The sequence below is a fragment of the Streptomyces albipurpureus genome, assembly GCF_023701525.1.
Classification (GTDB): Bacteria; Actinomycetota; Actinomycetes; order Streptomycetales; family Streptomycetaceae; genus Streptomyces; species Streptomyces albipurpureus.
On the sequence record NZ_JAMQAW010000030.1, the window covers coordinates 81540 to 107470 of the forward strand.

Sequence of the window (25931 nt, forward strand, 5' to 3'; positions counted from 1 at the left end):
GGGGCGATTCCGCAACGGTGGGATGCCCCACCCTCGGCTTCTCCCACCGGTCCCCGCGCAGCCGGCGAGATCCTGTGCTCAGTCGACACGGAGTCTCTGATCTCAATCCTTCGTTCGCTGGTGGGCCCTCCCCCTCATCGGGGCTTGTGAGAGCGGTGTCCACGGCTCACCGGCGCAAGCCCCCGTGTACCCGAAGGCGACCGGGCACACGGCAGACAGATCCTTCTCACCACCCATCGACCGGCCTCACAAGCCGGCGCCCCGAGTCGGCCGCGCGGCTGCGCTTACGGGCTTTTGGCCCGAGGCCTACGACGTACGACAACAGGGACCGGGCGGAGCGGTGAGATCGCGGCGGCCGAAAAACAAGGCCCCAGGAGGAGCTGGGGCCTCCCCCCGGAGACTCCCAGGAGGCCCGCCGGGCATCAGACCTGAGGCTGATAGAGATCCAGCCTCTCGGGGCCGCGTCGGTGCCACCCGTCCGACACCTGTCCCCTTGCGTCGCAACGGACCTCGGACGCCGCCTCCAGCCGCCCCACTCCAGCAGCCGCCTTCCTCCAGGCCGAACCAACCGGTCTGGCGCCGCTGACGGCCAGCAGAAGCCGGTCCCACCGAAGCCGAGAGGCGCCACCACCGCAGAAGCACCTGTGCGGCGGCACCGAAGTGCCGCCGCACAGTCCGTCGTTCACCCCACGATCGCCCCCCCTACGGGCCGGGCGTCACCACAGATTCGTGAAGTTCACTACCGCGTTCGTCTGGTCGACGACCGTGAACGCGGAGCCGTTCACACTGGCGATATTGCTCTGGGCGCTCGCCCCATCGCCGCTTGCGACCTGCTGGCCGGTGGTGGAGTTCCCCAGGTTGGCGCCGCCGACACCGCTGCCGACGATCGCGGCAACAGTCGCATTCGATCCGTCGCCCAAGATGGGGTCAGCGGCCGTGGCAACGCCCGAGAAGAGGGCGACCGTCAGAGGCAGAGCAGCAGCGGCGGCGAGGACGCGGGCGGTACGGATGCTTGCCATGTCAATTCCTCCAGGAACCGAAAGTGCAGAGGTACGGCTTACTCCAAGGCGGTTGGCCGACCGCCCCGGCTTCATGGTCACGACGTCGCGACCTCAGAGTTGCCCATCAAATCCCCGGCGAACCACCCAAGTCCTATCGATTCCCCCTCAAGCGTGAGGACAGGGCGATAAACCCCTTTCCCGCCCGCTGGATCACCTACCGCCCCCTCCAGTGAGGGCCGGGCCAAGCACAGCCCGGGCGCTGCAAGAGGTGAAGCGTTACGGCATGTTTTCAGACATTCTCCCCACCCTCCCCCCTTCCTTTCTTCGAACGCTTGTACGAAAATAGGGTTATGGCCATCACCGACCGGGGACCCGCCGCTCTGGCCCTTGCCCATGCGCTCTTCGCCGCCGAGCGGGGGCTCCCGGTCATTCCCCTCTCCCCCACCAAGCTCCCGGCTCTGCCCTCACCGCATCGGCACGACATCGAGCCGGTACGGTGCCGAGGCGAGTGCGGTCTGACGGGACACGGCGTCCATGACGCCACCACCGACCCGGCCGGGGTGCGAGCGCTCTTCGCCGCCGCGCCCTGGGCAACCGGCTACGGCATCGCGTGCGGTCGGCCCCCACACCATCTGATCGGCATAGACCTCGACGTCAAACCGCCACCGGCCCACCCGAACGACCCAGCGCCAAGCGGTCAAGCCAACGGCCCGAGCGCCTCGCCGAACTGCCCGACAGTCGATCCGCACCGGCTGCCGAACCGTTCGAATGAGGCGAATGAAGCGAAAGGGGTGGATGAGGTGAAAGAGGCGCCGGCCGATTCCCTCTCCTCACTCCACTACCTGGCGCTGCGCCATCTCTTCACCATCCCGGAGACGATCACCGTGCTCACACCGAGCGGCGGTCGACACCTCTGGCTGACGGGCCCGCCCGATGTCGTCGTACCCAACTCGGTCGGCAGGCTCGCTCCCGGCATCGACGTCCGTGGGGCCGGCGGCTATCTGGTCGGCCCCGGATCGTGCTCTCACCAGGGTCTCTATCGCCTCGCCCCCGGCACGGCCGAACTCTCACCCGCCAAGTGCCCCCGCGCCCTCCTCCGCCTTGTCGCACCCCCCGCGCGCGCCCAGCAGACCGCCCCCACGCCCTCCGGGACCCGCCCGCAGCATGGCCAGGGCCTGGTTCAGTTTGTGCGGGCAGCCCATGAAGGCCAGCGCAACACCCGTCTGTTCTGGGCCGCCTGCCGCGCCTACGAGAACCGCATCGGCACCACCTTGGCGAACGCCCTCACCAAGGCGGCGGTCCAGGCCGGTCTGACCGAGCGAGAAGCGCGCGCCACGATCGCCTCCGCCGCCAGACTCACCTCAAGCCCCACCCGTTAACCGGCACGGCCCTCACACATCCGCGAGCGTTGCCGCCCGCACCGCCCCCGGCCCGAAGCGGGCGCGTGCCCGGTCAGCCGAGATCTCGATACGGCGGGCCCGATCATCGGCGGGATCAAAGGTGAGCTGGGTGATCTCATCCTCGATCGGCTGGAGTTCCTCGGCCCGCACGGCAATCCCACGGACCCTGGCCCGTTGCAGCCCAAACGTCTCGTACAGGTCATAAGCCACCCGTACCAGCGCAATGCCATGACTGGTGGATTCGGGCAGAGTACGCGTCCGGGTAGTGGTGGAGCCATCGGCATAGCGCATGGTCAGGGTCAGTCGCCGGGTGATCTGATGCTCGGACCGCAGCCGAATGCCCAGCTCCTCGACGAGAGCGAGAACGGCTCGGCGGTGCCGGTCCGGGTCCAGTTCATCGCGGAGAAAAGCATGATCGGCCCGATAGGAACGGGACGGCGCCTGCGGAGTGACGGGACGGGTATCCAGACCATGGGCCCGCTCATGGAGCAGCCGCCCCTGGGTACGCCCGAGAAGCCGCTGCAAAGTGCCCGGAGCGGTGTCGGCAACGGCGCCGATGGTGTGGAGTCCATGGCGTGCGAGCAATCCGGCCATCGCGGGGCCAACCCCGTACAGCGCACCGACCTGACGAGGCCGAAGAAAACTAGCAATCGCTTCCGGTTCTGAGCTGAGATGGGTTATTCCACCAGGTGCAGTCGTGTCGACGGCCATGGCAGCAAGCATCCGGTTACCGGCCGATCCAAGGGTGGTGCCGACACCGTGCAGCGCGGTGACACGCATCTGGATCAACTGGGCGAGCTCATGGGGACCGCAGGAGAAATAGCGCAGCGCGCCGGTGATGTCGCAGTCGGCGTCGGTGGGAGGGATGGCCTGCACTCGGGGGGTGATCCCATGGAGCTGCTCCAGCAGCGATCCATACAACTCGGGGTCGTAGCCGCTGCCCTCCAGGTGGTAGTGGACGCGTAGGACATGCCGGGTGCCCACGGGGGTGTTATCGGCCAGCGAAGTGCCCGGGCGAGCACTGTCGTACCGCGACATCGCGCCATTCGCGTACTGCGTCATCGCGCCGCACCTTCCGTGTGCCCTTTCGCGTTCATCAGGCCCGTACGCCCTTCGGGGTGCATCCAGCCCATGTGCCCTTCGGCGTTCACCCGGCGCTCCCTGGGCTGGTGTAGCCGAACGACTTGAGGTCGGGCGTTCGGAGATCGCCTGCGGGCTGGAGATCGGCCCACGGATGGAGACTCGCCCCGGTCTCCTGCGCGATCGTGCGCCGGGGGCGCCCGCCCGGCGCCGGTGAATCGTCCATCGCTGGCTGCGCCCCATCACCGGACGACTGCGATACGGGTGTGACAGCGGGCCCGAGCAGCCGATGCACGGCCTCCGGCCCCTCGTCACGGCGGGCGACGGCCAGTGCCTCCAGGTCCCAGGCCATCGTCCCGACGATGGTGCCGCGCCCGCCCCGCCGCTGCACCGTGCCGCGTACCAGCAGCAGCCCGGAGTGGAAGACCGTGTGCGCGCAGGCGTCATGGCTGTCTTCGAAGAAGGCCAGATCGACCAGGCCCGAACCGTCGTCGAGGGTCACGAAGATGATCCGCTTGCCGGATGCGATCGGCGGGGTCTGCGTAGCCGCGCGTACGCCTGCCACCAGAACGGTCTCGCCGGCCCGCAGCTGCTGTAGATGCCGGGCGTCGGTGGCCCCGAGTTCACGCAGCAGCCGATGGTGATGGTCCATCAGATGCCTGCTCACATCCATGCCGAGGACTCGCAGTTCGGCTCCGAGCGCTTCTCGGCTGGTCATTTCCGGGAGCCCCGCGCTCTGCCCCTGCGGTTCGTCGGTACGGAGGGGAAGCTGGCCGTCGTCGAGTGGTCGGCCACGGTACTGGCGGTGGAGTTCGGCGATCTGGAGCAGCAGATCGCGTCGGGTGAGTTCACCGCGTACCGGCTGGAGTGCGCCGATGTCGGCGAGGCGGTCGGCGATCGGTCGGCTGGGACGGGCGCGCTGCCAGAAGTCGGAGAGGGAGCTGTAGGGATGGGCGGCGGCGATACGAGTGACCTCATCGCCGCTGATACCGCGCACCTCGGACAGGGCCAGCCGTACGCCGTAGGTGCCGTCCGGCGCCTGTTCAAGGCTGTGGTGGGGGCCGGAGCGATTGATGTCGACGGGGAGGACGGCGATGCCATGGCGACGGGCGTCCGCGACGATGACGCGTTTGGGCCACATACCGGGGTCGTGTTCGAGCAGGCCCGCGTAGAGAGCGGCGGGATAGTGCGCTTTCAGCCAGGCCGACTGAAGTGCGGGTACGGCGAAGGCGACCGCATGGGCGCGGGCGAATCCATAGGCGCCGAAGCCCTCGATGGTTTTCCATACGGTGTCGAGTACGGCGGGCGCGTAATCGCGGGCAGCGGCCTCCCGGTAGAACCAGGCGCGGACTCGGGGCAGCCGGGCCGGATTGCTCAGAGCGCGCCGGGCGAGATCACCGAAGGCCAGGTCGCAGCCGGTGAACTGATGGAAGATCTCAATGATCTGCTCATGCCAGATCAGCACTCCATAGGTGTCGGAGAGTATCGGTTCAAGATCCTTGTGCGGACTGGGAACCGGGCGGCCATGACGAGCGGCGACATACTGCTCCGGCATCCCTCCAGCCACCGGCCCTGGCCGAAAGAGGCTGATGTCGGCGATAACGTCTTGCGGGTCGCGGGGCTGCATCCGACTGAGGAGATCCATCTGCCCGGGTGACTCCAGCTGGAACATGCCGAGGGTGTCGGATGCCTGGATGAGCTTGAAGGCGAAGTGGTCGTCCAGCGGCACCTGGCGGGGGTCGTCCAGATCAATACGGCGGCCGGTGACGCGCTCGATCTCGGCGGTGGCATGGGCCATCGCCGACTGCATCCGTACACCGAGGATGTCCAGCTTGATCATTCCAAGGTCCTCAACATCCTCCTTGTCCGCCTGGACCATGGGATAGCCGCCCGTGGGCGTGGGCTGGACGGGGAGGCGATCGAGTAGCGAGGAGTCGGTGAGGATCACTCCACAGGGGTGCATGGCGATCCCTCGGGGGAGCGCGTCCAAGCCCTCGGCGAGTTCGAACAGAAGGCGGTACCGGGCCGCTTCGGCGGCCAGCTGCTTGAGCTCGGGCAGCTCGGCGAGAGCAGCGGTGATATCGCACGCCCGAATATGAGGAAACGATTTTGCAATACGGTCGACCTCGGTCGGAGCGATACCGAGTGCCAGCCCGGTATCGCGAAGCGCGTGCCGTGCTCGATAGGTCTCGGGCATCCCGGTGATCGCGACCCGCTCCCGCCCGAATCGCTCGATGACCCGGTCATAGACATCGAGCCGACGAGCGGACTCCACATCGAGGTCGATATCGGGCAGGTCCATCCGCCGACGGGACATAAAGCGCTCAAACAGCAACCGATGCTCAAGGGGGTTCGCGGTGGCGATATGGAGGACGTGGTTGACCATGCTGCCGGCGCCGGAGCCACGAGCAGCGACCCGAACACCCATATCCCGCACATCAGCGACAACTTGAGCCACTGTCAGAAAGTATGTATCGAACTCCAGTTCGGTAATAATGGCCAGTTCTTCTTCGAGGCGAGTCCGAACGTCCGAGTCGCGATCCAGGCCCCGGCGTACCAGCCCGGCCTCACAACGCTCGCGCAGCACCCGAGCGGCGTCGGCGGCATCCTTTGCACCGACGGTTTCGGGCTCGGGAAAGTGCCGCCGCTTCAACCCCAGGTCGCCACCGGGGTCCAGCCGGCACATCCCGGCAGTCTCCGCGGTGGCCGCAAGCAGTCGGGCGGCACCAGCACGCCCCTCCCCGGCGGCCTGTGCGATCTGTTCGGCGGCAACCCGCATGGCATCGGGACCCTTCAGCCAGCGCTCCCCGGAGTCCAACTGGCGACGGTCGATGGGACGCAGCAGCCGGGCCGCGTCCAGCACATCGGCGAGCCGGTGCTGTTCCGGGTCGGCGTAACGGACGGCATTGGACAGCACGACCGGAACACCGGCCCTGCCCGCGAGCCCGAGCGTCCGAGCGGCCAACCGCAGCGAACCGGCTCCGGCTCCGGCGTGGCCATGCCAGACGGCCTCCAGGCGCAGCGACGGCCCGAATACCTCCCGCCAGGGGGCTAGCAGCCGCTCGGCGAGATCAGGACGCCCGGCAGCAAGAGCACGCAAGGGCTCGGCCACCGGCCCGAGCAGGGCGATCAGCCCCGCGCCGCCCTCTCGCCCACCGCCCGCGTACTGGCGCAGGGCGCTCCAGGACACCACGGGGCTGCCCCCGACGGGGTGGGCGTGGGCGGCGGACGTCAGTCGACAGAGCGCGGCCCAGCCCGCGCGGTCCCGGGCGAGCAAGGTGACACGGAGGGGCGGCTCCACCACATGGGCCCCGCCACGCACGGGGGTACGACGGCGCTGAGCATGGTCGGGGCGGGCGGGGGCAAGGGGCTCCACCGCGAGATCGACCCCGAAGACGGGCCGCACACCGTGCGCGATGGCCGCCTTCGCAAACCGAACCGCCCCGGTGACCGCATCCCGATCAGTCAGCGCCAGCGCCGCCATACCGCGCTCGGCGGCTCGGGCCACCAGGTCCTGGGGGTGCGAGGCGCCATAGCGGGTCGAGTAGCCGGATGCGACATGCAGATGAGTAAAGGCCTCCATGCCACACCTCCAACTTTGACCCCCTTTGTCAGTCTCGTACGAATCACCCCGAAAGTCTCATCGAACTTCTGTTCGAGCAGAGTAGCGTGTGCTGCCTAGGGATGCGAACGGGATGGGTGAGGCGTATCAGCAGATGACAGCGGGTTTCCGGCCCATGACGAAGCCGGTACGAGACCGGTTGCGTCGCCAGCAGCCACACCCGCGCCCGGATACTCCGTGGGGCACCCATGTCGGGCGCCACGGGGGTGCGTCAGGGGCCTCGCCAAGGCCTGGGGAGGCGCCGGGGCGGCGGATCTCCGAGAGAGTCGGCCTCAGCGATCCCCGTTTCAAGGTCCTTCGATCAGGACGCGCTCCGCTCATCGTCGACCCCCGGCACATTCGAATCTCGCCAGTCCGCCTCGCGCCAGTTCGCCTCGCAACGCCTGAAGAGGTAGTAGCCCACGGTGTCGCCCCTGAGGGCAGCTCCCTCATCGGACACCAGAAACGACCCATTGACCAGTTCCCAACCCTCCCGGCAAACGGAGTTGAGAATGACCACGGGATCGCTCGCGCTCTGCGTCACGTTTCCCGCTATCGCGATAATGACCGTTCGCAGCCCCGAGGCACTGATCGAACACTGGAACACCTGGTCCCCACGTTCAAACGACTGCCGAGCAAGCCCCACAGGTGTACTCATAAACGCCTGCCAGGCCCGCTTGCCCTCAGCGGCGTACTCCAGCTCCTGCGCCTCTCGCCGCTTCCGCTCCTTCTCCGCGGCTGCCTGAGCCAGTTGTTCGGGGCTCTTCTTGGAGATCAACGACATACTTCCCCCTCATATATCCGTTGCCTGCCTCATGTCCGCGCACCGCCTCAGTCCGTTGCACTGCCAAACCAGCTTCCACGGTTCCTCCGCGCCGAGATCGGCGCGGCCCAGCGGCGGGCAGTCGAAACCGAATGATCGATGACGCGCGGGCGGGCCCCGGAAGATCCTCAACAGAGGTGACGGCTGGCCCACACATGGCCCATACGCACTGGTCAACGGTGGGATATGGGCGAGTCAGGGTGAGACAGGTCGAACGCAGAAGGGGCGCCCCTGTTTCAGGAGCACCCCTTCTGACCTGCACATACTCTGATCTGGCGGTGGGTGTGGGATTTGAACCCACGGTGACATCGCTGCCACGACGGTTTTCAAGACCGTTCCCTTAGGCCGCTCGGGCAACCCACCCGCGCCCCGTGCCGTTCGGCGTGGAGCGGCTACAGACTACCGGCACCGGGGCGGAGCCCGCAGCAGCGTTCTTTCCGGGGGCTCCGTACCGGGGTGAGTGGCGCTGATGGGATGGTCAGCTGTCGCCCTCGCGTTGGCCGAGGATGAGGTCCGCCTTGTTCTCCTTGCCGGCCCTCTCGTACGTCACGGTGACCTTGTCCCCCGGCTTGTGGTTCCAGATCTCGCTGATCAACGTCGGGCCGCTGTCGATCGGCTTGTCGTTGAACCGGGTGATCACATCGCCCGCCTTAAGGCCTGCCTTCGCCGCCGGACCGCTTGCGACCACCGCGGCCGTGCCGCCCGCGCCCTGAGTGGCGATCTTGGCGCCAGTGCCCTTGCCGGCCATGTCGACGGTGGCGCCGATCACCGGGTAGACCGGCTTACCGGACTTGATCAGCTGTTCCGCGACGTTCTTCGCCTGGTTGATCGGGATGGCGAAGCCCAGGCCGATCGAGCCCGCTTGGGATTGGCCGAAGCCGCCGCCGGTGGACTGGATGGCGGAGTTGATGCCGATCACCGCGCCACGCGAGTCCAGCAGCGGACCGCCCGAGTTCCCCGGGTTGATCGAGGCGTCCGTCTGCAGCGCGCTCATGTAGGAGTTCTTGCCACTGGCAGCGTCTCCCGAGGCCACCGGGCGGTTCTTCGCGCTGATGATTCCCGTGGTGACCGTGTTCGACAGGCCGAACGGGGCACCGATGGCGATCGTCGAGTCGCCGACCGCCACCTTCTGCGAATCGCCGAGCGCCAGCGGCGCCAGCCCCGCCGGGGCGCTCTTCAGCTTCAGTACGGCGACGTCATAGCCCTGCGCCCGGCCGACCACCTCGGCGTCGTACTCCTTACCGTTCGAGAACGTCACCGAGAGCGTCCCACCGGCCGCGGCTGAGGCGACCACATGGTTGTTGGTGAGGATGTGGCCTTCCTGGTCATAGACGAAGCCGGTGCCGGTGCCGCCCTCTTCCTGGCCGTTTCCGCCGCCGCCCGGGTCGGCTTCGCCGCGGCTTGCCTTCGCCTCGATGGTGACCACGCTCGGCAGGGCCTTCGAAGCGACCGAGGCCACCGTTCCAGGCTCGCGCTTGAGGTCCACCGGAGTGTTCCCAGCGGAGACCGTCGTGGAGTTGATGTCGTTGTCGTTGCGCTCGGCCGCCCAGTAGCCGATGCCGCCGCCGACACCACCCGCGACCAGCGCCGCGACCAGTACCGCCGCGACCAGTCCACCTGGCCGCTTGGGCCGGGGGCCACCACCGGGCTGGACCGGCGCGCCCCAGGCGGAGCCGTCACCGCCGCCGGGCGCGCCATAGGCGCCGTAGGAAGGGAGAGCGGGCGGGGCGGGCGGCCAGCCCGCTCCCTGGTGGGACGCGCCCGCTCCTTGATGCGACGCGGCAGCGGGGGCCGCCGGCTGCGGTTGTCCGGCGTGAGCGGCCGCGAACGCCCCCGAGCCCGCGGCAGGTCCCTGCCCATGGCCGGCGGAGCCATGGGGCGGCTCCCCATAGCCCGAGCCGGGATGCGATGGCGCTGCCGGAGCAGCGTCAGCCGGGACGGCCGGGGGTGCGGACTGCGGCACCGGCCCGGGCGGCCCCACCGGTGCCGCCCCCGGCACGGGAGGGGCAGTCGGCGCAGCAGGCTCCGACGCGGAAGTCCCCGCAGGAGGACCGTCAGGAGCCGCTGCCGGCACAGGAGGTACGGACGGGGCGGCCGGCTGCGCAGTGCCCTCGTTGTCCTCGTTCTCAGTGCTCACGGCTCTCTCCTCAGATTTTGCGGATCGACGGGATTCACGGCGTTCGCAAGATCCAGTCGCCCACAGTTCGCTCACTTCAGCAGGGAATCCGCTTCGGCAGCCGGCCCAGTCTGTTCAGGTCAGCATTTCCCACGGCTCGTCAGGCCACTGTAAGCAGGACCTGTGCATATCCCGGTAATTCTTTACTTCCGACAAAACGGGCGCACCCGTAGGGCGTCGGCGAGAGCCGCCGTCCATCCGCCGAGAAGCCTCCGGGGCAGCCCCGTGGAGACTCCTTCCCGTTCTCGATGACACCATGACCCGGGTGACTCAAGCACGGCAGCACCACATTCAGGTCGTCGCTCACAGAGGAGCGTCCGAAGACGCCCCCGAGCACACTCTGGCCGCGTATATGAAGGCCATCGACGACGGCGCGGACGCCCTCGAATGCGATGTGCGCCTCACCGCGGACGGCCACCTCGTCTGTGTTCACGACCGCCGCGTGAACCGTACGTCCAACGGCCGCGGCGCCGTCTCCGCCCTGGAGCTCGCGGACCTCGCCACTCTCGACTTCGGCACCTGGAAGGGTCGCGAGGACTCCGTGGAGAGCCCCGACTGGGGGGACCCCTCCCTCACCTCCGTCCTCACCCTGGAGCGGCTGCTCGAACTGGTCGCCGACTCCGGGCGAAGGGTCGAGTTGGCGATCGAGACCAAGCATCCGACGCGTTGGGCGGGCCAAGTGGAGGAACGGCTGCTCCAGCTCCTTGGCCGATTCGGTCTCGCCGGACCGGCCGCGGCCGAGGATTCGCCCGTACGCATCATGAGCTTCTCGCCCCGTTCGCTGCACCGGATCGCGGCAGCGGCCCCGACCATCCCCACGGTCTATCTGATGCAGTTCGTCAGCCCGCGACTGCGGGATGGACGACTGCCGGCCGGGGCGCGGATCGCCGGCCCCAGCATCCGGATCGTCCGGAACAACCCCGGCTATCTCGAACGGCTGCATCAGGCGGGCCATCGCGTCCATGTGTGGACCGTCAATGAACCCGAGGACGTGGAGCTGTGCGCCCGACTCGGGGTCGAGGCGATCATCACCAACCGGCCCCGGCAGGTACTGACCCAGCTGGGCCGCGCTCATTGACACCTGTCACCAACGACAGTAGCTGCCACCACCATCACAGGGAGTGCACCGGCGCGTTCGATGCGTGCTCGTCCATCAAGAGTGCGTCACAGGCCCGTCTCCGAACGGTTTCCGGTCCAGTCCAATGGGGCATCCAAACCGTGGCGTGGGGCAAAGGAGGTCTCGGGGGTGGCGTTGGTGGTGGCACAAGAAGTGCCCACGTCGTCGAGCATGGCCGTACCCCATGGCCCTGCGGGCGTGGGCGAAGCAAGGCACCGGATGCGGGAGCAGTTGCGCCGCGGCGGGTTGCCGGAGTCGGTTGTCGACGATGCGATTCTTATTCTTTCCGAGCTTCTCAGCAATGCCTGCCGACACGGCAGGCCGCTGGGACACGCGGAGGTGGGCGACGGAAACATTCGCGCCGCATGGCGCTTCGACAGAACGGGTGGATTGACGGTTGAGGTGACGGACGGAGGCGGCCCGACTCGCCCCATCCCCGCCACACCATCGGTCACGGCCCGAGGTGGTCGTGGACTCAACATCATCAGCGCTCTGGCGCAGGAGTGGGGTGTTCGCGACAGCGCGGCGGGCGAAGTCACCGTATGGGTAGTTGTTACCAAGGGTCATCGCCGCGACGATTTTGCTACGCGCGTCACTGGTCCCGGATTCGACTTCTCGGAGGTGTATGACGATCTCAGCTGATCAGCGAGGTGTACCAGACCTCTGACATATGGCCTGTGGCATATGCGGTGAACGCGGACAGGAGTGCTCCCCGTGTTCCCGCCGTCGGTCAACCAGGGCAAGGCAGTACGGGCGGTTCGGCTACGACTCGACTATGACCGCTGTGCGAGGGTCATTCGAGAGCAACGGTGACAGAGGGCGACCGACAATCGCCCGCAAGGCCGTGCCGCCGGTTGGGAACCGACCCTGTTGTGCTCTTGTCCCCTGCTGAGAGGACTCCAGGGCACTCCAGAAGACTTAAGGACCCAGCGGGCATAAGAGGCCGAGGGCTTAGCGGACTGTTCTCCTGAAGGGCTCTCTTGAGCGGCTCAATTCCTTCGCTCTCACGATGGATTCCTCGGTTTCCCTCTACCTACCTACCCGCCGCACTCATTGTTTTCCTCTTGTACCTGAGCCTCATCCCGACATGCGGCATATGGGCTTCTCGCCAGCACTCGTAACTCAACGCCGGCAGGGCTCGCGCAGAGCGGGCACCCCGTCCCCGCGGAGATATCGCCGATCAGACGGCGACAAGGATCAGACGGCAACAAGCCTTCCGCAGCGGCGCCGACAAGCCAGGAAACGGCCGACCGACCGACCGGCCAACTCGCCGGGCCAGCACTGCCCGTACCGCCGAACAGCCAGCTCAGCGGCGAACCGGGGCGAGCCTCGAACGGCCGGGTGGCCGGACGGTTTGAGCAGCCAGGCGCCGGGACGGCCCGGTGTCCGAGTGCCACTCCAAGAGCGACGGACGGCTAGGCTCGCGCAAACACAGCACCTCCGCCGCTATCGGGAGAAGCCGCACCATGGCCAAGAAGCGCCCCCAGACCAAGGCATCGAAGCCTCAGCCCCACCAGGGCCGCGGCGGCAATGAGCCCGTGCCCGTGGTGGGAGCACGCGAGCCCTGCCCCTGCGGATCTGGGCGCCGCTACAAGGCATGCCATGGCCGTGCTGCCGCGCATGCCGTCACCGAGTTGGTCCAGCGCCCCTTCGAAGGGTTGCCCGGTGAGTGCGACTGGGTCGCCCTGCGCGAACTGGTCCCCGCCGCGACGGTACGGCTCACGCTCAAGGACGGACTGCCCGACGGGGTGCCGTCCGTGACCCTGGCGACGGTACTGCCCATGGCCTGGCCGGCACTGCGTCGGGACGACGGTTCCGTACTGCTTGGCCTCCAGAACGACACGGCGAGCGGTGATCTGAGCCGCGATCTCGCCGACACCCTGACCCGTGCGCTGACCGTTGAACCGGGTAACCCCGTCCCTCCCGCGAGTAGGGCCGGCGTCCTTCAGGGGGAGGGTCCCCGCCTTCAGGATCTTCTTGACCTCAATGCGCCCTTTGAGCCGCGAGTACATTCCGGTTTTGAGTTCTGGGTGCCGGAGTCCACGGAGGAGTCGGCCCCCGAGGTGGCCGCGTCCCTGGAGCGGGCGAACGCCGCCGCCATCCCCACCGTCAAGCTCTCCAGCGTGGACGCGGCGTACTGGTGCGAGACCCCGGAGAAGAACCACCTCCGCTGGGTCATGTCCCACCCCGAGGAGAAACTGCTGGACTCGCTTGCCCGGCTGTACGCGGCCGGGCAGGCTTCGCTGGGTGAGAACACCCGGCTCGTCGGATCGTTCCGCGCCCACGGACTGGTGGTTCCGGTCTGGGACCTGCCCACCACGATGGGCGCGGAAGAGTGTGAGAAGCCAGCTGCCGAATTCATCGAGCGGCTGGCCGAGGCTCTCGCTCAGGACGCTCCGCTTTCGGCTGCGGAGCGTCGGGCGCGCAGTGGACTCACCAACCGTCAGGTCACCTTGAGCTGAGAACTTGAACTGATCCCGGGCGTAGGCCGCTGGGGCTCAGAGCACGGGGTCGATGCTCTGAGCCCAGTCAGGGAGCCGGGGCAAGGGCTGGAGGCCTGGGGGCTGGGGCGTGAGCCAGGTGGTTGAAACCCGGCTCGCTCGGACCCTCGACCGTCTCCGCACCGCCGTTCGTCACTCAGTGGGACAAGCTGAGTGACTCGAGTCACAACTGCCCTTACCGTGAGCTGAATCCTTGTCTGAATTCCCGAGATCGAATTTGCGAACCGCAGATCTCTTGTTACCGTTCTATAAGCCCGGTCGCTGGTGCATCCCCCGTCGCCAGCGACCGGGCGTCTGCTTTTCCACGGAGTGATCACCTCCGATGACAGTACGTCAGCAAACCTCAACGGCCTTCACTGGCAACGGAGTTGCTGCCGAACGGCAGGAGGGGTCACCACCGTCGGAGTCATCGACGACGGCGAACTCCGCAACGGCCCAAAAGTCCATGGCCCTGCCGTTGGCACTACCACGGGAAAACTCCCGCGAGGTCTCGCAGAGCCGCGGTTCATCACTCGCTTCGGCCATGCAGGTGCTCTGCGAAGTGCGTCTTTCAACTGCCATGAGAGTCCCTGCGGAACTTCAATTCTCGGCCTGTTGCATTGCGGTGGTACGTACGCGTCCCAGTGTTCCGGGCGGGGTGAGCACACGGTTCGGCGCCTCTGCTCCCTCGGGAGGCACACGTTCCGTGCTCGCGTCGGGCGAGACTTGGGGGATGGGAGACATGCCCCCCTGCCCACTGTCGCCCGCGGCCGGTCCTATCGCCGCGCCCGGCGTGGGGAAGGCCCCTTGTCGGGCGTTGGGCCTAGGGGCGATCGGCGGGTGCGGAGCATGGGCCATGAGTGATCCATGGGGGTGGAAGCAGCTTTCAGCGTCCGAAATCCGAGCGCTGGGGTTCTGTTTCGGCCTTCTGCCACGCTGATGACGATCACCTCAGCCCCAGTAACCCATAACCGTGTCCGCCAGCAGCGGCACCGGAGCCCGGCCGCCCCAGACGCCGGAGAAGACACCGGCCCGATGGAGCATGGGCCAGCTGTCGGCTGAGCGACTGTTCCCGCTGTTCCCGCTAGGAAATGTTCCCGACAGGAAACGGATGGCCTACGCCATCCAGGGCGTATGAGTGACCAGCGCCCCGCACCTGGCCGCCGTACGACTCAGGCCGGCTCCTACCCGTACGGGTGAGAGCCGGCCGTCGAGGTCTCGCAGGTTCATCCGCGCACAGGCCGCCGTGCTCGCAAGGTGCCAGCGACTACGTGAGTAGTGCCAGCCCGCACGGACTACGGGGCGGCTCCACTGGGGAGATGGCGCTGTGCGCGGGGCGGCGGGAGGTCAGTACGAGAGACGGCTTCCGCCGTCGGGCGCGCTGGTGCTCGCTTCCACCAGTGCGTCCACCACCGCCTCCACCTTGGGCAGCCATGGGGCAGCGGTGCCAGGCAGCGGTGCACGCTCCCATCGGACCTGCCCCGCCCCCGTCTCCGAGGGAGGTAGTACGAGATAGCCGCCCTCGCCGTGGAATCGCAGCGAACTCGGCACGCAGTCCTTCGCGAAGAGAAGCTCTCCGAGCTCCTCCAGGCTGTAGGGCGCGACCAGCAGCGACCATCGCGTGGGTGTTGCGACTACCGGCCCCAGCCGCAGGTTCATTCCGTCGAGCACCGACAGCGCCCGGGCCCCGGCCACTGCCGGGAGACTGATCGCGCAGGGCGCGTTCTTGCCGGTGGCGAGGATGAGTGGGGCGGTGGGACGGTTCGTCCACCACCACCGCACCATCCGCTCGTCGGTTGTTGCAGCAAGGAGTCCGGGTTCGAAGGGGTGCGCGCCGGGTACGACGCACTCGGGGTCGGGGCAGGCACAACCGGCTCCACGGGCATCACGACCACCGCGAGCACTGACCGTCTTGGGCCCCACACCGGGGAGTACGGGCCATTGCCACTCGGTGGCGCAGATGAGCGCCGTTTCCAGCTGTGCCAGCTGTACAGGTCCCCTCTTACGCCGAAACCGGAGCCTGCGTCGCCTTCCGAGGATCTCGCGCATGAGCGCTCGTTCCTTTCCGTTGAACGCCGAGGTCCACATCACACCATGTGTGCAGCTTCACTGTGCGTACACATGCCTATTGGCTGTACGAGTACATTCTGGTCGGCGTATCACCGCCCCCTGCCGGTGTGGCATGGGCGACCCCCGCTTCGCCTGCGACAGGATCGCCGCCGGGGGCCGAACGTGGGCTGTGCTCCATCGAACGCGCGGCCAGGAATGGCGCGCGCCTGGCGCTTGCTGTCAGCGCCCGCTGTTCTGTCCCGTTATAACGGATCAGCCCCATCGCTGTGGGGATCTGCCGTGGACTCCTGGCGCGACCTACGCCTGTAAGGACGCCTGAGCCGGTCGCAAGGTTCCGGGACGATACCAACTGCCCCTGGCCATCACCGTTTACGTACCCACCACGTTTGGTATGACGCTTCCGCCGATGCCTCCTTCAGGGTTCCCTCCCTGAAGAGATCCACCGAGGGATCAACTGCCGAACACCCTCAGTCGACCTCAATTACCCTCCATCAGGTGCATTTTTCGGCCAAGTTCAAGAATCGTTCAAGAGAAGTTCAAGAGCACACAGACACCATCAATCCCACTGGTCCAATGCTGGACATCCCCTTCCTTCTGCGTGTACATGTGGATGCATGGGTAGCGGCCCAGAATCAGCTGGGGGTTTGCAATGCCATTGAGCGAAATGCGCCAGTCAAAAAGTCGGCTGCCATGAGTGCCCCCCATGTGCCGAAAGTGGCTGGAATCGACTCAGCTCTTTCTTCTTCCACGCACACTGCGGCGGCTCTTCCGGGAATCCCTGCCGTCCCGGCCCCACTCGAAGATCCCTCCGAGGTGCCGCCCGGTAGTCGCTCGGGCGCCGCATCGGACGGCAGGACCGATGAACCGCCGGATCACGCGTCCAGCGTCCACCAGGGGTTGGTCGCTTCGCCGAGCACCGTGGTGCAGGACCGGCTCGCGGGCTGGGTATCGGATCTGACCGCCCTCCAGGAACTGACCGAACGACTGGCCAGAACCAGTTCACTCGACACCGCGCTCCAAGAGCTACTGGAGGCGGGGGCCGCTCTGCTGGGTGCCCGGCGCGGCATGGTGGTCCTGGAGCCGCAGCCGGGCCCGGGGCAGAGAATCGGGGCCGGCCTCGACGATCGGACCTGCCGCTTCGGCACGGACCGTGACCCATTGAGCCGCCGCACCCGGATCAAGGGCCTGGGGCTCACCCACGCCGAACTGGGGCACATCGAAACCATTCCGCGCGCCGCGACGGCGTACGGCCAGATCCTTGCTCATCAGGGGGGCAATCCAGACACCCGCCGAGGTGACAGCGGCGGCGACCACCGGGAGACCGCTCCTGAGGGTGGTCATGCCCCGGGTGATCAGCCTCATCCCGGCCAACTCGACGGACCCGACCGTCTGATCGGAGCGATGAGGTCCGAGGGAACGACTCGGCCATGCGAAACCGATGCTTCTGGCGGTCTCGGTGGACCTGATGGGTCCGGCGCATCTGGCAGTTCCAGTGCATCTGGCGGGTCCGGTGGATCTGATGGGTTGCCCCGGCCCATCTGCCTTCCCGACCTGCTCGGTGACACCTCCCTCGACCCCCGCCTGCGCGAGGTCGCCGTCCGACTCGGCTATGCCGCCAGTTACACCCAGCCCCTGGCGTCCGAGTCGGCCGGAATCCTCGGTGCGACCGTCTGGCTGTACGACGAGCCCGCCACACCGCAGAAGCGGCAGTGCCATCTGGTGGACCTCTACACGCGGTACGCCACCGAGCATCTGGCCCGGCTGCTGGAGCTTGAGCAGGCCCGCGAGACCATGGCGACCATCGCTGAGGAACTGCTGCCCAGCAGGCTGCCACGGCTGCCCGGGGTCCAGCTCGCCGCCCGGCACCGCACGGGCCCCCTCGGCGGTGGTGACTGGTACGACGCGCTACCGCTGCCGGAGGGCGCGCTGGGGCTCGCGGTCGGTTCGGTGAGCGGTTCGGGGCCGAGCGCGCTCGCTGCCATGGGGCGGCTACGCGCCTCCCTGCGGGCGTACGCCGTGATGGAGGGCGAGGACCCCGTCGCCGTACTCTCCGATCTTGAACTGCTGCTGCGGCTGACCGAGCCCGCCCGTACGGCGACCGCGCTCTTCGCCTATGCCGAGCCAGCGGCCGGGAAGATGGTGCTGGCGGGTGCGGGACACACTCCGCCGCTGGTGATCGGTGAACGGCGGACGGAGTTCGTGGAGACCTCCCTGTCCGCGCCGCTGGGGATGCTCGCCTGCTGGGAGGCGCCGAGCGTGGAGTTGACGCCCGAGCCGGGAGAAACGGTGCTGCTCTACACCGACGGCCTGCTCAGATGCACCGGTGACCCCATGGACCGGGCTTTCGCCCGACTGCACACGGCTGCCGCATCCGTCCCCAAAGCCGCCCGGCGTAACCCTGGTGCAATCGCCGATCACGTACTCAAGGAACTGCTTCCAGAAGGACTCGACCACAGCACCATCGATGAAGACATCGTCCTGCTCGCAGTGTGTTTCGACTGATCCACGCCAACTTTGTCGGCTGATTCCGGTACCACTCGATTTGCCCACCGGGGCGGTTCCCACCCGCCATCTGGCCCTGCCCGATTTGGGGGGCTTCTCACATCTCTCCGGGCCATCTTCACGTCCCACATACGATGGACTCCGGTCCAGTGTTGTATCGAGGAGGCAGACGTGGCCGAGGAGCTCACCCCGAGTACCCCGGAAGAAGAAGAGCAGCCGATCAAGCCGCGTAAGAACGGCCTGTACCCGGGTGTGTCCGACGAGCTGGCGGCGAGCATGGCCAGCGGCTGGGCGGACACCGAGCAGGGTGATCTGAGGCCCATAGCTCAGGCCCCGCACACCGCTGCCCGTCGGGCCGCGCTGTCGAAGCGTTTCCCGGGCGAGCGACTGGTGATCCCTTCGGGCAATCTGAAGACGCGTTCCAATGACACGGAATACTCCTTCCGCGCCGCCACGGAGTACGCGTACCTCACCGGTGACCAGACCGAGGACGGCGTGCTCGTCCTTGAGCCCACCGCCGACGGTCATGAGGTGACGATCTACCTGCTGCCGCGCTCCAACCGCGAGACGGGCGAGTTCTGGCTGTCCGGTCAGGGCGAGCTGTGGGTCGGCCGGCGCCACTCCTTCGCGGAGGCCGAGCAGCTGCTGGGCCTGACCGCCAAGGACGTGCGTGAGCTGGCGGAGAAGCTGCGCGAGGCCACCGGTCCGGTGCGTGCCGTACGAGGGCACGACTCGGGCATCGAAGCCGCGCTCGCGGACAAGGTCACCGCCGAGCGCGATGAGGAACTGCGCGTCTACCTCTCCGAGGCCCGCGTGGTGAAGGACGAATTCGAGATCGACGAGTTGCAGAAGGCCTGTGACTCCACGACCCGTGGTTTCGAGGACGTCGTCAGGGTCCTGGACAAGGCACAGGCCACCAGCGAGCGCTATATCGAAGGAACGTTCTTCCTTCGTGCCCGTGTCGAGGGCAATGACGTGGGATACGGCTCCATCTGCGCTTCGGGCCCGCACGCCACCACACTGCACTGGGTGCGCAACGACGGCCCGGTCAACTCGGGCGATCTTCTGCTGCTCGACGCCGGTGTGGAGACCACCAACCTCTACACCGCCGATGTCACACGCACCCTGCCGGTCAACGGCCGCTACAGCGAGTTGCAGCGGAAGATCTACGACGCGGTGTACGACGCCCAGGAGGCGGGCATCGCGGCGGTGAAGCCCGGCGCCAAGTACCGGGACTTCCACGACGCGGCCCAGCGGGTGCTCACCGAGCGGCTCGTCGAGTGGGGTCTGGTCGAAGGTCCGGTGGAGCGGGTGCTCGAACTGGGTCTCCAGCGCCGCTGGACCCTGCACGGCACCGGTCACATGCTCGGCATGGACGTCCACGACTGCGCCGCCGCGCGCAACGAGGCGTATGTCGACGGGACACTGGAGCCGGGCATGTGTCTGACGGTGGAGCCCGGGCTCTACTTCCAGGCGGACGATCTGACCGTGCCCGAGGAGTACCGCGGCATCGGTGTGCGGATCGAGGACGACATCCTCGTCACCGAGGACGGCAACCGGAACCTGTCCGCCGCACTGCCGCGACAGGCGGATGAGGTCGAGGCCTGGATGGCGTCGCTCACTTCTTGATCGATCCCGATCGATCCGTCTCCAGGTGATCCGTGGCCATCCGGCCTCGACGGGGTGGTGCGGGAGCGAAGGTGAGGGGCGAGCCCTGATCGGGTCTGCACGTTCCAGCAGGGGTTGGCGCGTACGGGCCGTGTCGTGCGGTTCGGCTTCCGGAGCCCGGCTCAGCACATGGATCCATGGAACGGACGGGCCCCAGGGGTCCGGCCCAGGAGATCAGCAGGAGATTTCCGGAGTTCAGCCAGGGCGTTCAGCGTGGAGTCCGCATAGGGAGACTCCCCACGAGAACCTCCCTGCCGGGACTCCCGCTCCAGGACGAGGGCGCGCGGCCCGAGGTCCCCAGCGACCGTTTGCGGTCTCAGGAGACCTTGAGCAGCGCGCCCTCGCGCCATTTGAGGACCTTGTCAAAGCTGACCACCGCGCCCCGCCCTGGCCTGTTGCCAAAGTGCACATGATCGGCCAGTTGCTCGATCAGGCAGAGCCCCCGCCCGTTCTCGGCGGTCGTCGGGGCCTGGGTTCGGGCCCTGACCCGGGCTCTGCCCTGGCGGGCCGGGAAACCCGGGCCGGAATCGGCTACTTCAATGCGGCACTTCTCGCCGTCCAGATACGCGGTGACCCGATACGCCCCCGGGATCTCCCCGGGACCGTGGCCACCTCCGTGTTCCACTGCGTTCGCACACGCCTCGCTGAGCGCGACGGAGAGATCGAACGAGATATCAGGATCGACTCCCGCGGTCTCCATCGTGCCGAGCAACAGGCGCCGCGCGAGCGGGATGCTCGCGGCTTCGCGCCGCAAGTGGAGTGACCACCAGATGCTCATGCTCCAGCCTCCTGGCTGCGGCTCGACATACCGATACGTATTGCCCCTGGACGGGGTCCGTAAGCACCAGGCAGATGTGATTGCGCTCATTCGGCCGACGCGCACTGCCTCGGCAGGGGTGTAAAAGACCACTCGGACGGCCGTCCTGTGCTGCCAAAGGGGACCTTTTGGACCTGCCTTACGGTGGCTCGATAGCCAGTGGGATGATGAGCCGGCCATGTCGTCCCTCAGGCCCTCGCCGCCCCTGCCGCCCCTGTCCGGCGTCTTCGCCGAAATGGGTCCGCGGTTGCTGAGGGCTGCGGTGTTCACCGCCCTCTGTGTGGTGCTGGCCGCGACGGGACATGCGCTGGCATCGGGCTCAACGGTCCCCCCGTGGACGTTGGCGGTCGGCTTCGCCGTGGTGTTCGCCCTGGTCATGCCCTTCACCGGCCGAGTGCGTGCGCTGCCGTGGGTGGCCGGCGGCATGGGCGTGGGACAGTTCGCCCTCCATCTCCTCTTCGGCGTCGGCCAACATCAACTGCGGCTGACGCCCGCCGCGGACGACATCCTGGTCAAGATGGCCGCGAAGTTGGTGTGCGGGGGCGGCGCCAGCTCCCTCAGCCCCACCGATGCGCATCGGATCGTCACCACCGCGGGCCTCACTCCGCCGACGCACGGCGGCAGCGCCCATGTGGTGGAAAGCACAGTCGGTCAGCCGGCCCTGCTGCCCTCGCTCGCGATGCTGCTGGCCCATCTGCTGACCGCCGTGGTGACCGGCTGGCTGCTACGGCACGGGGATCTGGCGCTGACTCGGCTGGGCGAGCATTCGGCCGCCACCGCACCGGAGATGGCCCGACTGGCCTGGCTCCGACCGCTGCGGGCCGCGCTCGCTCTCGTACGGGCGCTGTGCACCGGCCTCGTAGCGGATGCCGAGCTTTCGGTACGCCCTCAACGGACCGGGGACGACCCTCATCCGGCCATCACAGCAGAAACGCTCCAGCACGCGGTGATCAGGCGCGGACCGCCAGCGCGGTTCGTCCTCACAGCCTGACGCGGCCCACTCGACGGGAGTGGGGCCGTGGTGTCCGCGCACGCTTGTGCGCCTGGCACACCTCCGTTCTCCTCACCCTGTGGAGCGTTTTCGCCATGAGCCTTTCCTCCCGTATGCCCCGCGGTGCCTCCTCCTCGGTCGCCGCTCGCCGGGCCCCTCTGGGTGCTCTGCGCAGCGTCGCGGTCCTGGCCGGTGCCACGGTGGGCTCCGCCCTGCTGCTCTCCGGCACCGCCTTCGCCCATGTGAGCGTGCAGCCGCAGGGCGAGGCCGCCAAGGGCGGCTACGCGACCGTCAACTTCAAGGTTCCCAATGAGCGCGACACCGCCTCCACCGTGAAGTTGGAGGTCAATCTGCCGACCGAGCACCCGCTGGCCTCGGTGCTGCCCCAGCCGGTACCGGGGTGGACGGTGCAGGTGACCAAGTCCAAGCTCGCGAAGCCGCTTGAGGTCCACGGCAACAAGATCACCGAAGCGGCCAGCAAGATCACCTGGACCTCCGCCGGAGGCAAGATCGGCCCCGGGCAGTTCCAGCAGTTCCCCGTCTCGCTCGGCCAGCTGCCCGAGAACGCCGACCAGCTCGTCTTCAAGGCGCTCCAGACGTACGACAACAAGGAGGTCGTGCGCTGGATCGAGGCCCCGAAGGAAGGCGCCGAGCCCACCTCGCCCGCGCCCGTACTCGAACTGACCGCGGCCGAGGGCGGCCACCACGGCGGAACCAAGGGCGGCGATGATGCCAAGAACAGCTCTGGTTCCAAGGACGGAGACCATGGCAAGGAGCACGTGACCGCCTCCGGCGATGACTCCGACGGCACCGCACGCGTTCTGGCGGTCGTCGGCATCGCGGTCGGCGCTGCCGGAGTCGCCTTCGGTGTGCTCGCGGGCCGCCGTCGCACCTCCTGACACACCCGTACACCACCTCTGGGATATCTCTCCATGCGCAAGAAGACCGCACTGGTGGCCACGCTCGTCGTGGCCACCCTCACCCTGTCCGGCTGCGGCAAGGACTCCAAAGCGGACTCCGATTCGGCGAAGTCATCCGTCGCCGATATCTCGACCGGTCAGGTCGACGATCCGGGTACCGTGCTGGATCGGCCGTTCACCAAGCCCGATCTGGTGCTCACCGACACCAAGGGGCAGAAGTTCGATCTGCGGGAGCAGACCAAGGGCAAGCCGACGCTGCTCTTCTTCGGCTACACCAAATGTCCCGATGTCTGCCCGCTGACGATGAGCAACATCGCCATCGCCGAGAAGAAGCTCCCCAAGGCCGACCAGGACAAGCTCCAGGTCGTCTTCGTCACCACGGACCCCGAGCGGGACACCCCGGCCGAGCTGGGCAAGTGGCTGCCGAGCGCGGGCGATCCCTCCTTCATCGGACTGAGCGGCGACTTCCCGACCATCCAGGCCGGGGCACGTCAGCTGGGCATCGGCATCGACCCGGCGACCAAGGAGAAGGACGGCACCGTCGTCTCGATGCACGGCGCCCAGGTCATCGCCTTCTCACCGAAGACCGATGAGGGCTATGTGCTGTACGGCGAGGACACCAGCGTCGATGAGTACGCCAAGGACCTCCCGGAGCTCGTACGCGGTGAGAAGCCATGAGAGCGACCGCAAGCCGCTCGGTCAAACGGGCCAACGGCGGGCTACGAACCGCTGCCGGAGTCATCGCCTTCGGTACGGCGCTGGCGCTCACGGGCTGCTCCACCGGGCCCGACAAACCGGAGCTCAAGGTCGATGGCGCGTTTATGCCCCAGCCGGTCAGCGATACGGCCGCCGGCTTCCTCACCGTGCACAACAGCGGCTCGGCGGGCGACAAGCTCACCGCCGTCACCAGCACGCTCTCCGACGATGTGACGATCCACGAGTCGAAGAACCGGAAGATGCGGCAGGTGAAGTCGTTCGGCATCCCCGCCGAGGGCGAGCTCAACCTGGAGCGGGGCGGTAACCACCTGATGTTCATGCAGCTCAAGGAGCGGCCGAAGAAGGGCCAGAAGGTGGCGGTCGAGCTGCACTTCGAGAAGTCAGACCCGATCAAGGTCGAGCTTCCGGTCAAGGAACCCACGTACAACCCGGCGAAGCACTGAGTGTCGAGGGGACTGACTAAGCCATGACGACCACCGCCCCGCACCGCGGAGCGCTCCCGGCCGGGTGTCCAACCGAAGCCGTGCCCCTGCCAGCACGACCGTTCGGTGGGTTCGCCGGGCGGCACCGGCCACCGCACCAGCGGTTGCTGGCCCTGGTCACGCTGCTCGGCACGGTCCTGGGTCTGCTGCTCGCCGGCGCGGCCCCGGCCTCGGCCCATGCCGCTCTGACCGGGAGCAATCCGCGGGACGGGGCGGTGGTCGCCAGTGCGCCCAAGGAGGTGACACTCACCTTCTCCGAGCAGATCGCGATGGGGAAGGACTCCATCCGCGTCCTGGAGCCGAGTGGGAAGCGCGCGGACCGCTCCACGGTCCGGGACCTCTCCAGCGAGAGCACCGTCTCCTATGGCGTAGACCTGCTGCCCGGTCTTCCCGAGGGCACCTACACCGTTGCCTGGCAGGCGGTCTCGGCGGACAGCCATCCGATCTCGGGGGCGTTCACCTTCTCCATCGGCGCCCCGTCCAAGACGGAGGTCTCGCTGTCCAAGGAGGAGCCGGGCGGCGGACTGGTGGGCCTCCTCTATGACATCGCCCGCTACACCGCGTACACCGGTTTCCTTCTGATGGTCGGTGCCGCCTCCTTCGTCCTGCTGTGCTGGCAGCGTGGTGCCGGCGTCCGGCCGGTGCAGCGGCTCATCACCCACGGGTGGGTGACACTCACCGCGTCCACCCTGGTCCTGCTGCTGTTGCGCTCCCCGTACACCGGTTCCGGAAAGCTCGCGGACGCCTTTGAGCTCAGTGGGCTGAAGGATGTTCTGGAGACCAAGACCGGGGCGGCGCTGGTCTCCCGGTTGCTGCTGCTCGGGGCGGCGGCCCTGTTCATAGCGGTGCTGTTCGGGGCGTACGCACGACGGGACGGCGAGCCGGACACGAACGACGGCGGCGGCAGGACCGAGGCCGAACGCAAGGACCTGACGTTTGGGCTGACCGTCGGTGGCACGGTCGTGGCCGCCGGGATCGCCGCGACCTGGGCCATGTCCGAGCATGCGTCGACCGGTATCCAGCCCGGGATCGCCATGCCGGTCGACGTCATCCACCTCCTGGCCGTCGCGACCTGGCTGGGTGGGCTCGCGGCACTGTTGACCGCGCTGTACCGGGTTCCCTCGATCGAGGAGACGGCGGTACGGCGGTTCTCGCAGGTGGCCTTCGTCAGCGTCGTCGCACTGGCGGCGACCGGGCTGTATCAGTCCTGGCGGCAGGTCGGCTCCTGGTCGGCGCTGACGGGAACGTCATACGGGCAACTGCTGCTGGTCAAGGTGGCACTGGTGGTGGCGATGGTCGGCGTGGCCTGGGTGTCGCGTCGGTGGACCGCCCGGCTGGCGCAATCCGATACGGCAGATCCCGCCAGAGTCAGCGGTACCGCCGGTGTGAGCAGTACCGCTGATACGGCAGGGACGGTCGCGGTCAGCACCGCAGAGACCGCGGATAGGACAGATACCGCGGGTACGGGGGCAACTGCTGGTGCGGCCGATCCGGAGCGGGTCGCCCAGTTGGCTCGTCAGCAGGCGGCCGTGGCGACCGCCAGCCGGAAGAAGGTACGGGACGCCGACCCCCAGCGATCCGGCCTGCGCCGTTCCGTACTCGCCGAGGCGGCCATCGCCATCGTCCTACTCGCGGTGACGACCGCGCTCACGACCACCGAACCCGGCCGTACGCAGGAAGAGGCGGCGGCCACCACCGGCAGCTCCGCCGCCTCCGGTGCGGCGGCACAGGGTCCGGCTGAGCTCACGATTCCGTTCGACACCGGTGGGGCGAACGGGAAGGGCGCCATCCGGCTGACCCTCGACCCGGCAAGCCCCGGGGCGAACACTCTCCACCTATGGGTCGATGGACCGAACGGCACACCGCTGGACGCCCCCGAGGTGAAGGTCTCCTTCACCCTGCGGGCCAAACAGATCGGGCCACTGCCGATCACCCCGCAGCGGCTGGCCGCGGGACACTGGACCGCGCCGTCGGTCCAGATCCCGATGCCCGGGGACTGGCAGGTCCAGGTGACCGTCCGCACCTCGGACTTCGACCAGACGACCGTCGACAAGAACGTGAAGATCGGCTGATAGCGAGTGAACCC

18 protein-coding genes and 1 tRNA gene are annotated in these 25931 nt (G+C 67.7%); 11 read left to right on the plus strand and 8 right to left on the minus strand.

The features are described 5' to 3' along the window. Window positions 1–716: 716 nt before the first annotated feature. Window positions 717–1019, minus strand: coding sequence for a hypothetical protein (locus NBG84_RS24470; RefSeq protein ID WP_250921735.1), 303 nt, complete (start codon window positions 1017–1019; stop codon window positions 717–719). A gap of 332 nt (window positions 1020–1351) precedes the next feature. Between NBG84_RS24470 and NBG84_RS24475 the strand changes: the two genes are divergently transcribed. Next, window positions 1352–2380, plus strand: a complete 1029-nt coding sequence (locus NBG84_RS24475) for a bifunctional DNA primase/polymerase (protein ID WP_250921736.1) — start codon at window positions 1352–1354, stop codon at window positions 2378–2380. Between the two features lie 12 nt (window positions 2381–2392). Here NBG84_RS24475 and NBG84_RS24480 read toward each other — a convergent pair whose 3' ends face one another. From NBG84_RS24480 to NBG84_RS24500, 5 genes are all read right to left on the minus strand, one after another. After that, on the minus strand, window positions 2393–3463 hold the full coding sequence (locus tag NBG84_RS24480) for a DNA polymerase Y family protein (protein ID WP_250921737.1): 1071 nt from the start codon (window positions 3461–3463) through the stop codon (window positions 2393–2395). 85 nt (window positions 3464–3548) lie between these two features. Continuing rightward, entirely contained in the window at window positions 3549–7064 is a 3516-nt protein-coding gene (locus tag NBG84_RS24485; RefSeq protein WP_250921738.1) for a DNA polymerase III subunit alpha, read from the minus strand. A 340-nt stretch (window positions 7065–7404) separates the two neighbouring features. Then, window positions 7405–7866: a hypothetical protein gene (locus tag NBG84_RS24490; RefSeq protein ID WP_250921739.1), complete on the minus strand. Its 462-nt coding sequence runs from the start codon at window positions 7864–7866 to the stop codon at window positions 7405–7407. Window positions 7867–8178: 312 nt separating this feature from the next. Further along, window positions 8179–8268 (minus strand) — tRNA-Ser (locus NBG84_RS24495). Between the two features lie 115 nt (window positions 8269–8383). After that, window positions 8384–10042: a S1C family serine protease gene (locus NBG84_RS24500; RefSeq protein WP_250921740.1), complete on the minus strand. Its 1659-nt coding sequence runs from the start codon at window positions 10040–10042 to the stop codon at window positions 8384–8386. 295 nt (window positions 10043–10337) lie between these two features. Here NBG84_RS24500 and NBG84_RS24505 point away from each other — a divergent pair, with 295 nt between their 5' ends. The 3 genes from NBG84_RS24505 (at window position 10338) to NBG84_RS24515 (ending at window position 13660) form a co-directional block, all read left to right on the plus strand. Continuing rightward, on the plus strand, window positions 10338–11159 hold the full coding sequence (locus NBG84_RS24505; protein ID WP_250921741.1) for a glycerophosphodiester phosphodiesterase: 822 nt from the start codon (window positions 10338–10340) through the stop codon (window positions 11157–11159). A gap of 81 nt (window positions 11160–11240) precedes the next feature. Beyond that, window positions 11241–11840 carry an ATP-binding protein gene (locus NBG84_RS24510; protein WP_250921742.1) on the plus strand — a complete coding sequence of 200 codons (600 nt, stop codon included), beginning with the start codon at window positions 11241–11243 and terminating at the stop codon, window positions 11838–11840. A gap of 824 nt (window positions 11841–12664) precedes the next feature. Beyond that, a complete protein-coding gene (locus NBG84_RS24515) occupies window positions 12665–13660 on the plus strand; it encodes a DUF5926 family protein (RefSeq protein ID WP_250921743.1) in 996 nt (331 codons plus the stop codon). 1365 nt (window positions 13661–15025) lie between these two features. On the opposite strand, the gene NBG84_RS24520 is transcribed toward NBG84_RS24515, so the two are convergent. After that, window positions 15026–15727, minus strand: coding sequence for a bifunctional DNA primase/polymerase (locus NBG84_RS24520; protein ID WP_250921744.1), 702 nt, complete (start codon window positions 15725–15727; stop codon window positions 15026–15028). Between the two features lie 711 nt (window positions 15728–16438). On the opposite strand from NBG84_RS24520, the gene NBG84_RS24525 reads away from it, so the two are divergent. After that, window positions 16439–18250, plus strand: coding sequence for a PP2C family protein-serine/threonine phosphatase (locus tag NBG84_RS24525; protein WP_250921745.1), 1812 nt, complete (start codon window positions 16439–16441; stop codon window positions 18248–18250). 171 nt (window positions 18251–18421) lie between these two features. Further along, on the plus strand, window positions 18422–19879 hold the full coding sequence (locus NBG84_RS24530; RefSeq protein WP_250921746.1) for an aminopeptidase P family protein: 1458 nt from the start codon (window positions 18422–18424) through the stop codon (window positions 19877–19879). A 355-nt stretch (window positions 19880–20234) separates the two neighbouring features. Here NBG84_RS24530 and NBG84_RS24535 read toward each other — a convergent pair whose 3' ends face one another. Beyond that, on the minus strand, window positions 20235–20696 hold the full coding sequence (locus tag NBG84_RS24535; RefSeq protein WP_250921747.1) for an ATP-binding protein: 462 nt from the start codon (window positions 20694–20696) through the stop codon (window positions 20235–20237). 217 nt (window positions 20697–20913) lie between these two features. On the opposite strand from NBG84_RS24535, the gene NBG84_RS24540 reads away from it, so the two are divergent. The 5 genes from NBG84_RS24540 (at window position 20914) to NBG84_RS24560 (ending at window position 25917) form a co-directional block, all read left to right on the plus strand. After that, window positions 20914–21726: a hypothetical protein gene (locus NBG84_RS24540; protein WP_250921748.1), complete on the plus strand. Its 813-nt coding sequence runs from the start codon at window positions 20914–20916 to the stop codon at window positions 21724–21726. A gap of 113 nt (window positions 21727–21839) precedes the next feature. Next, entirely contained in the window at window positions 21840–22625 is a 786-nt protein-coding gene (locus NBG84_RS24545) for a YcnI family copper-binding membrane protein (RefSeq protein ID WP_425608693.1), read from the plus strand. Between the two features lie 33 nt (window positions 22626–22658). Then, window positions 22659–23324 carry an SCO family protein gene (locus NBG84_RS24550; RefSeq protein ID WP_250921750.1) on the plus strand — a complete coding sequence of 222 codons (666 nt, stop codon included), beginning with the start codon at window positions 22659–22661 and terminating at the stop codon, window positions 23322–23324. Further along, window positions 23321–23806, plus strand: a complete 486-nt coding sequence (locus NBG84_RS24555; RefSeq protein ID WP_250921751.1) for a copper chaperone PCu(A)C — start codon at window positions 23321–23323, stop codon at window positions 23804–23806. The genes NBG84_RS24550 and NBG84_RS24555 overlap by 4 nt, the downstream gene beginning before the upstream one ends. Window positions 23807–23829: 23 nt before the next feature. After that, window positions 23830–25917 carry a copper resistance CopC/CopD family protein gene (locus NBG84_RS24560; protein WP_250921752.1) on the plus strand — a complete coding sequence of 696 codons (2088 nt, stop codon included), beginning with the start codon at window positions 23830–23832 and terminating at the stop codon, window positions 25915–25917. The last annotated feature ends 14 nt before the right edge of the window (window positions 25918–25931 follow it).

Coding starts and splice junctions, on each gene's coding strand:
- NBG84_RS24470 (WP_250921735.1), bottom strand. CDS start 1,019: ATGGCAAGCATCCGTACCGCCCGCGTCCTCGCCGCCGCTGCTGCTCTG.
- NBG84_RS24475 (WP_250921736.1), top strand. CDS start 1,352: ATGGCCATCACCGACCGGGGACCCGCCGCTCTGGCCCTTGCCCATGCG.
- NBG84_RS24480 (WP_250921737.1), bottom strand. CDS start 3,463: ATGACGCAGTACGCGAATGGCGCGATGTCGCGGTACGACAGTGCTCGC.
- NBG84_RS24485 (WP_250921738.1), bottom strand. CDS start 7,064: ATGGAGGCCTTTACTCATCTGCATGTCGCATCCGGCTACTCGACCCGC.
- NBG84_RS24490 (WP_250921739.1), bottom strand. CDS start 7,866: ATGTCGTTGATCTCCAAGAAGAGCCCCGAACAACTGGCTCAGGCAGCC.
- NBG84_RS24505 (WP_250921741.1), top strand. CDS start 10,338: ATGACCCGGGTGACTCAAGCACGGCAGCACCACATTCAGGTCGTCGCT.
- NBG84_RS24515 (WP_250921743.1), top strand. CDS start 12,665: ATGGCCAAGAAGCGCCCCCAGACCAAGGCATCGAAGCCTCAGCCCCAC.
- NBG84_RS24520 (WP_250921744.1), bottom strand. CDS start 15,727: ATGCGCGAGATCCTCGGAAGGCGACGCAGGCTCCGGTTTCGGCGTAAG.
- NBG84_RS24525 (WP_250921745.1), top strand. CDS start 16,439: ATGAGTGCCCCCCATGTGCCGAAAGTGGCTGGAATCGACTCAGCTCTT.
- NBG84_RS24535 (WP_250921747.1), bottom strand. CDS start 20,696: ATGAGCATCTGGTGGTCACTCCACTTGCGGCGCGAAGCCGCGAGCATC.
- NBG84_RS24540 (WP_250921748.1), top strand. CDS start 20,914: ATGTCGTCCCTCAGGCCCTCGCCGCCCCTGCCGCCCCTGTCCGGCGTC.
- NBG84_RS24545 (WP_425608693.1), top strand. CDS start 21,840: ATGCCCCGCGGTGCCTCCTCCTCGGTCGCCGCTCGCCGGGCCCCTCTG.
- NBG84_RS24550 (WP_250921750.1), top strand. CDS start 22,659: ATGCGCAAGAAGACCGCACTGGTGGCCACGCTCGTCGTGGCCACCCTC.
- NBG84_RS24555 (WP_250921751.1), top strand. CDS start 23,321: ATGAGAGCGACCGCAAGCCGCTCGGTCAAACGGGCCAACGGCGGGCTA.
- NBG84_RS24560 (WP_250921752.1), top strand. CDS start 23,830: ATGACGACCACCGCCCCGCACCGCGGAGCGCTCCCGGCCGGGTGTCCA.